The 6,559-nt window shown below is 37.0% G+C and carries 7 protein-coding genes; 1 reads left to right on the top strand and 6 read right to left on the bottom strand.

Annotated features, from left to right (window positions below; genetic code table 11):
• Positions 1 to 244 precede the first annotated feature (244 nt).
• Both KKC91_06175 and KKC91_06170 read right to left on the bottom strand, forming a co-directional pair.
• On the bottom strand, positions 245 to 526 hold the full coding sequence (locus tag KKC91_06175; GenBank protein MBU0478135.1) for a hypothetical protein: 282 nt from the start codon (positions 524 to 526) through the stop codon (positions 245 to 247).
• Positions 527 to 584: 58 nt separating this feature from the next.
• Complete coding sequence (locus KKC91_06170; protein MBU0478134.1) at positions 585 to 1,769, bottom strand: hypothetical protein; 1,185 nt, start codon at positions 1,767 to 1,769, stop codon at positions 585 to 587.
• Positions 1,770 to 1,879: 110 nt separating this feature from the next.
• On the opposite strand from KKC91_06170, the gene KKC91_06165 reads away from it, so the two are divergent.
• Positions 1,880 to 2,098, top strand: a complete 219-nt coding sequence (locus KKC91_06165; protein ID MBU0478133.1) for a helix-turn-helix transcriptional regulator — start codon at positions 1,880 to 1,882, stop codon at positions 2,096 to 2,098.
• A 41-nt stretch (positions 2,099 to 2,139) separates the two neighbouring features.
• On the opposite strand, the gene KKC91_06160 is transcribed toward KKC91_06165, so the two are convergent.
• The 4 genes from KKC91_06160 to argC are packed head-to-tail and all read right to left on the bottom strand — an operon-like array spanning position 2,140 to position 6,495.
• Complete coding sequence (locus KKC91_06160; protein ID MBU0478132.1) at positions 2,140 to 3,333, bottom strand: aspartate aminotransferase family protein; 1,194 nt, start codon at positions 3,331 to 3,333, stop codon at positions 2,140 to 2,142.
• A 23-nt stretch (positions 3,334 to 3,356) separates the two neighbouring features.
• Positions 3,357 to 4,217: an acetylglutamate kinase gene (argB, locus tag KKC91_06155; GenBank protein MBU0478131.1), complete on the bottom strand. Its 861-nt coding sequence runs from the start codon at positions 4,215 to 4,217 to the stop codon at positions 3,357 to 3,359.
• Between the two features lie 15 nt (positions 4,218 to 4,232).
• Positions 4,233 to 5,441, bottom strand: a complete 1,209-nt coding sequence (argJ, locus tag KKC91_06150; GenBank protein ID MBU0478130.1) for a bifunctional glutamate N-acetyltransferase/amino-acid acetyltransferase ArgJ — start codon at positions 5,439 to 5,441, stop codon at positions 4,233 to 4,235.
• A gap of 10 nt (positions 5,442 to 5,451) precedes the next feature.
• Positions 5,452 to 6,495 (bottom strand): N-acetyl-gamma-glutamyl-phosphate reductase, encoded by a 1,044-nt coding sequence (gene argC, locus KKC91_06145; protein ID MBU0478129.1) that lies wholly within the window; start codon positions 6,493 to 6,495, stop codon positions 5,452 to 5,454.
• Positions 6,496 to 6,559 lie beyond the last annotated feature (64 nt).

The raw sequence follows: 6,559 nt of genomic DNA, 5'->3' as shown, positions 1-6,559 counted from the left end.
GCGAACTATGTCTTAATCCGCCCAATTTCTTCTGAAATTCTCTCCAAATCCTTTTTTCTGCTTTCAATGTGCATTTTTATCTTTTTTTATTCTACTTCTCTTCTTCTATCTTTCTTTAATTTCCCATTTTGCAGGACTCTAGTTTAATTAAGTTTATATTTACTCTTTTTTGTTATTTTTCTAACTTTCAATAAATTCTTCCATTCTTTTTTGCAGCTATACTGTTACGATACGTTAGCCAAATTTATTTTTTCTGCCAGCAAGCACACTCATTCGTATTACCATGTATATTCTCTGACCAAGACTTATTTGGAAGCATTTGAATTAAGGAACCCTTATGCTTCGCAATTTCTTGGCCTATCTTTCCATGAACCATCAGTGTTTTATCACTAGAAGCATTGATAGAACTCGCAAAATCAAGATAGGCATCAGAATAAAATTTTATCAGTTGAGCAATCACGAAATGGCTATCAAAAATATACCCGCTTTTAATTCCATCTATGATCTTTTGAATTGAATTTTGCATGCTATTTCTCCTTTTATTTTAGCTTTCTATTTTATACGAATTTCGTCATTATTTATCCTCACAAACCGATATCAATCACGGCTTTTTTGCCAAACATGGACAGCTCACGAACCTGAAACTGGAGTCCTTTTGAATCAGAAGACACTTCATAAATAGCCCAGAACTCTCGCTCCATGGTCGCAGGAATAGCCTCAAAAGCCATCCCTTTGGTTCCCGCAGGAATGTATGCCACCAACATATCAACTTCCCTAAACTCCCTTCCCTGCGCATCAATTACCTTGGGAGTGTCCATAATACGCACCTCTTTATTGGTCTTGTTCTTGACCCTGAAACAGATACGGATGAACCGCCCTGTAGTCTCTTTGTTCTCCGCGAACAGGTTGTTGGATGTTAATTGCTTCCCAACATCATCAACCTGAACAACAGTCCAGACCGAATCTCGAAGCTCAACACTCTCAGCCTTGCCTTTCTTCTGCTGAAGAGCCCCTTCCTTCGCAACCATTCTCCTTGCGTTTGCAACAGCCTTTTTAATTTCTTCTTCAGTCGGCTTGGATAAAGACAAATCTTCTCTCAAGCTTGTTAAAATCATAGCAGCGTCAGCGGGTTCAAACTTTTGCCCCATTCCAGAGGCACTAACTAAAAGAGCGGTATCTTTTTGAATTAAAAAATCAAAACTCATGGTCCCTGTATTTGTAATTAGTCGTATTGTTACATCATTGTTATTTATTGATATGAGAGATTTTATTTCTTTACCATCACCATCCCGAAAAAGATTAGATTCAATGATTAATTCCCACAAAGTAACTCCAAACGTATTAAAGCCCCCATACATCACAACTCCCACAACGCAGTTATTTAGTTTTTTAATTATTTCGTCCGATTCTTTTATCTTTAAAACCTCAAATTCCTGCTGTTTTAGTATATCTTTGATACATTGGGCAGCAAGTTTCTTCCTGTCTAGATCAAGGTTTTCAAGTTGAAGGTAGAGCCGCAAAGCTCGTAGTGCCTCCTCCCACTTCTCAAGCATAATATAAAGAGCTCCCTGCGTGTATTGAGCAGAAGGGGGGTAGTCCTTAGATTCCAGAACTTTATTAATACAATCTAAAGCTTTTTCATATTCTTTATTTTGATAATGAACGATGCACTGCTCATAAGGAGCCTTCCATGATACCCCTTCTCCAGCAAAGGTCATTGAGCATAAACAACCTATAAAAATTACAACACACAGAATCAAATTTAACATTTTTTTTATGTGATTCTCCCCTCTTTTAATTACATATTCCAACATACATAGAGATTATACACCGTATCCATACGGTGTCAATAAAAAATATTTCTATGTAATATGAAATTATGGAAGACGAAAATATTGCTTTGAAATTGGCTAGAAGGATACGGAATTTAAGACAAGAATATAATTACACACAGCAAAAGTTGTCTGAAATGTCAGATATTGACTATAAACATATTCAACTTCTAGAAAGCAAAAAGCCTCCATACGCAAAGTTAGATACCATAGAAAAACTTGCCAAAGCATTCAAAATAAAGCCCTCAAAATTACTAGAGTTTTAAGACTGTCTTCAAACCATGGATTCCCCGAGATTGCTTCGTCGCTATGCTCCTCGCAATGACGTGCTTGAGCATACTTTATCCAGTATATTCACAGCTTTATCAATCTCTTTTTCAGGCACAATGAGCGGAGGCAGAAAACGCAGGACATTGCCTGAAGTGCAGTTTATCAAAAGCCCTGCTTTTTGACATTTTTCAACAATCTCTTTGCATTCAAAGTCCAGCTCAACTCCAGTCATCAAGCCAATGCCGCGAACCTGTTTAATGAAACAATACTTCTTTTTGAGCGCTTCAAGTTTATTTTTGAAGTAATCCCCCATTTCCAAAGCATGTTGAGACAAATTATCTCTAAGTATGATTTTTAGTGTTGTTAATGCAGTAGCGCAGCAGAGAGGATTGCCGCCAAATGTTGACGCATGATCTCCAGGCCCAAAGCCTGAACTGGTTTTATCTTTAGCAATCAATGCTCCAATAGGTAGTCCGCTTCCTAAACTCTTTGCCAGTGTTATCATATCCGGTTCTACATTATAGTTCTCATAAGCGAATAGTTTTCCTGTTCTCCCAAGTCCGCATTGCACCTCATCAAATATTAAAAGAATTTTTTTCTCGTCACAAAGTTTTCTTAACTCAGTTATAAAATCTTTTTTTGCTATATGAATACCACTTTCTCCCTGAACAGGCTCAATCATAATTGCACAAGTTCTATCGCCGATACACTTTTTAACACTTCCTATATCATTAAAAACAGCACGTTTAAATCCAGCTGGCAGAGGACTAATACCTTTCTGATATTTTGCATTATCTGTTGCTGTAATAGTTGCCAAGGTTCTCCCGTGAAAGGATCCAGTCATTGTAATTATTTCGAATCTTTCCGGTTTTGTTGATTTTCTTGCAAGCTTTATAGCAGCTTCATTTGCTTCTGCTCCGCTATTACAGAAGAAGCACTTGCCCTTAAAAGAATGTTTAACGAGTAATTCTGCAAGTTCTGCCTGTTGAGCAATATGATAGAGATTTGATACATGAATCAAAGTGGAAACTTGTTTTTTAACAGTTTTTATAATTTCCGGATGACAGTGTCCTAACGTATTAACTGCAATCCCTGCAAGAAAATCTAAATAGTTCTTTCCATCAGCATCCCAGACGTACATCCCTTTCCCTTTTACGAGGGCAATGGAACGCCCACCATATGTATTCATTATGTATCTTTTACTTAACTTTATAATTTCAGCAGTATCCATAATTAAAAATTTAAAATTGAAAATTAATTTTTTATAAGCTCTGTTCCTATGCCTTTATCAGTAAATATTTCCAATAACAAAGAATGCAGGATTCTGCCGTCAATGATATGCGATTTTTTAACACCTGCGTTCAGTGCTTTCTCACATGCATGTATTTTTGGTATCATTCCTCCTGTAATTATGCCTCTTTTTTTAAGTACCTTAATTTCAGATACCTTAAGCGTAGACATTATTGATTCCATATCAGATTTATCCTTTAATATTCCGGGAACATTAGTTAATAAAACCAGTTTTTCAGCTCTGGTAGCTGCTGCAATTTCTGAGGCAGCGGTATCAGCATTTATATTGTAGGTTTCTCCATTTTCACCAAGCCCAAGAGGCGCTATTACAGGAATAATGCCATGATTACAGAGCTCATCCAATTTTTCCGGCTGTATTTTGATGATCTGTCCTACAAATCCCAGATCCCTATTTGCTTCAAGTTTAGTTGCCATAATGAGAGATTCAGATTTTCCATTAATGCCAAGAGCGTTCCCTCCTAATTCGTTGATCAGAGAAACAATTTCCTTATTTACCTTCTCAACAAGCACTTGTTCTACAACTCGAATTGTTTCTTTATCAGTAACACGCAATCCGTCCACAAATTGAGATTTCTTTCCCATTTTCTTAAGTGCTTCAGTTATAGCATTTCCACCGCCGTGAATAATAATTGGGTTCATTCCAACATACTTCATAAACACAATATCCTGCATAATAGCTTTTTTGATTTCTTCATGCTCCATTGCGCTTCCGCCATATTTTATCACTATTTTTTTTCCGTGGAACTTTTTGATATATGGCAGTGCTTCTATGAGCACTTTTGCTTTTTCAATCAGCTTTTCCATAATTAATTCAATTTCTCATGTGTGGTAATGCGCATTTATTTTTACATATACTTCTGACATATCACAAGTATACGCGGTTGAACTGTGACCACCAATGTTTAAATTGATTGTTATTGTAATTTCTTTTTCTTTCAAGATCTTATGTAGTCTTTCTTGAGAGAAGTTTGTGCTTATACTATTGTGAACTATTGGTTCAGAGTTAATTGCGATATCAATTTTCCCGGGCTTAATCTTTATGCGTGCTGCGCCTAAACTGGAGAGAATTCTTCCCCAGTTGGGGTCGCAACCATTAAGCGCTGTTTTTACCAGATTGGAATTAGCTACTGCTTTAGCTGCGCGTCTAGCATCCTTTATGTTTCTTGCACCTTTAATCTGTATCTCAACTAGTTTTGTTGCGCCTTCGCCATCAGCAGCAATCTTTTTTGTAAGATATGTGCATACATAATTTAGTGCATCAGTAAATTTCTTATATTCAGGTGTATTGAATTTAATCCTTTTATTTCTTGAGGTGCCATTTGCCATAATAATAACTGTGTCATTAGGGCTCATATCTCCATCTATACTCAGCATATTAAATGTAGTGTTCACACATTCTCTCAAAGATGTAAACAATTCTTCATATTTTATGCAGGCATCTGTTGTTATAAATGCGAGCAATGTAGCCATATTAGGAGCAATCATTCCTGAGCCCTTGGCAATTGCGCCAATTCTTATATTGTCCTTTGTCCTGCCTTTAATTCCTGTATCTACAGCCACTTCTTTTATAGTAGTGTCGGTTGTAAGAATAGCTTCAGCAGCATCTTTAGAGCCGTCTATAGTGAGTTTATTAGAGATATCTTTAATGCCTTTTTTAATTTTATTCATAGGGAGAGGCACCCCAATTATACCCGTAGATGCTACAAGTACACCTTGCTTATCTATATCCAGACATTTTGCAGTGTATTCAGACATTTTCAGAGCATTGTCTTTTCCTGTAGCACCATTGCATGCATTGGCATTACCGCTATTAATTATAATTGCCTGAGATTCTTTTCTGCGTAGTTTCCCTAGATCAAGCAAAACATGAGCAGACTTGACCTGATTTGTTGTAAACAGACCTGCAGTTACTGCAGATCTGTCTGAAAATATAAGAGCAAGGTCCTTTTTAGATGATTTTATTCCACAAGGTATACCTGCCGCTCTAAATCCATGAGGAGCTGTAATGCCGCCTTTTATTATCTTCACAGAATTGCCTTTATGGAAACACTGGTATGAGGTTCAGACCTGCGGTTTCTTCAAGCCCGCATACTATGTTCATGTTTTGCACAGCCTGTCCACTGGCGCCTTTTACCAGATTATCAATTGCAGAGATAATGATAATTTGATGTGCCTCTTTGTTTTGAAAGATACCTATGTCACAGTAATTTGAGCCATAAACATGTTTTGTTTGAGGAGCTGTGCCTTCAGGTAATATCCGAATAAAAGGGCTCTTTTTATAGAAGTCTTTATATATATCAACTACATTAGCAATGGCCTTATTATTCTGTACAGAAACATAAGTTGTGCTCAAAATACCGCGTGTTACAGGAATCAAGTGTGGTGTAAAAGTAATTTGTGTAGTCTTTGCTTTATGCCCTGTAAGTTCCTGAATCATCTCCGGCAGGTGTCTATGCGTATTTATATTATAAGGAGTGATGTTTTCATTTACCTCTGAAAATAGACTTTTCAAGCTCAAGCCTCTTCCTGCTCCAGAGAGGCCTGTCTTTGAATCTATAATAATAGAGTTTATTTTTACCAGTCCGCCTGAAGTAAGCGGCTTAAGAGCAAGTATTGCACCTGTTGGGAAACAGCCTGGATTAGCTATAAGCTTTGCCTTCTCAATATTAGTTTTGTAGATCTCAGGAAGTCCGTACACTGCTTCCTTGAGCAGTTCCGGATGGGTATGCTTGGTTCCATACCATTTTATATATATATCAGCATCTTTAAGGCGAAAATCCGCACTCAAATCAATAACAATTTTCCCCAGCTTCAGAAATTGGTCAGTCAGGTCTAAGCCAGAACAGTGTGGAAGCGCCATAAAAATAACATCTGCCTTTTCTGCAACCTGTTCCGGGTTTTTTAGGGTATTACATGGCAACGTTATCTGATTATACATATGGGGGAACGCTTCACTAATATTTGATAGAGATTCTCCTTTTCTCGTCAAGGATGTAATCTCCACACCAGGATGATTTAATAAGATTCGTATAAGCTCTACACCTGCATAACCAGTTGCACCAACAATTGCCACTTTTATCATATTCAACCTCTTAATATTTTGGGAGTTTTATTCTATATATATATGTCTAGCATGTCAACGCAAA

Source organism: bacterium (genome assembly GCA_018812485.1).
Taxonomy (GTDB): Bacteria; JAHJDO01; JAHJDO01; order JAHJDO01; family JAHJDO01; genus JAHJDO01.
This window is presented reverse-complemented; position numbering and strand designations above follow the sequence as displayed.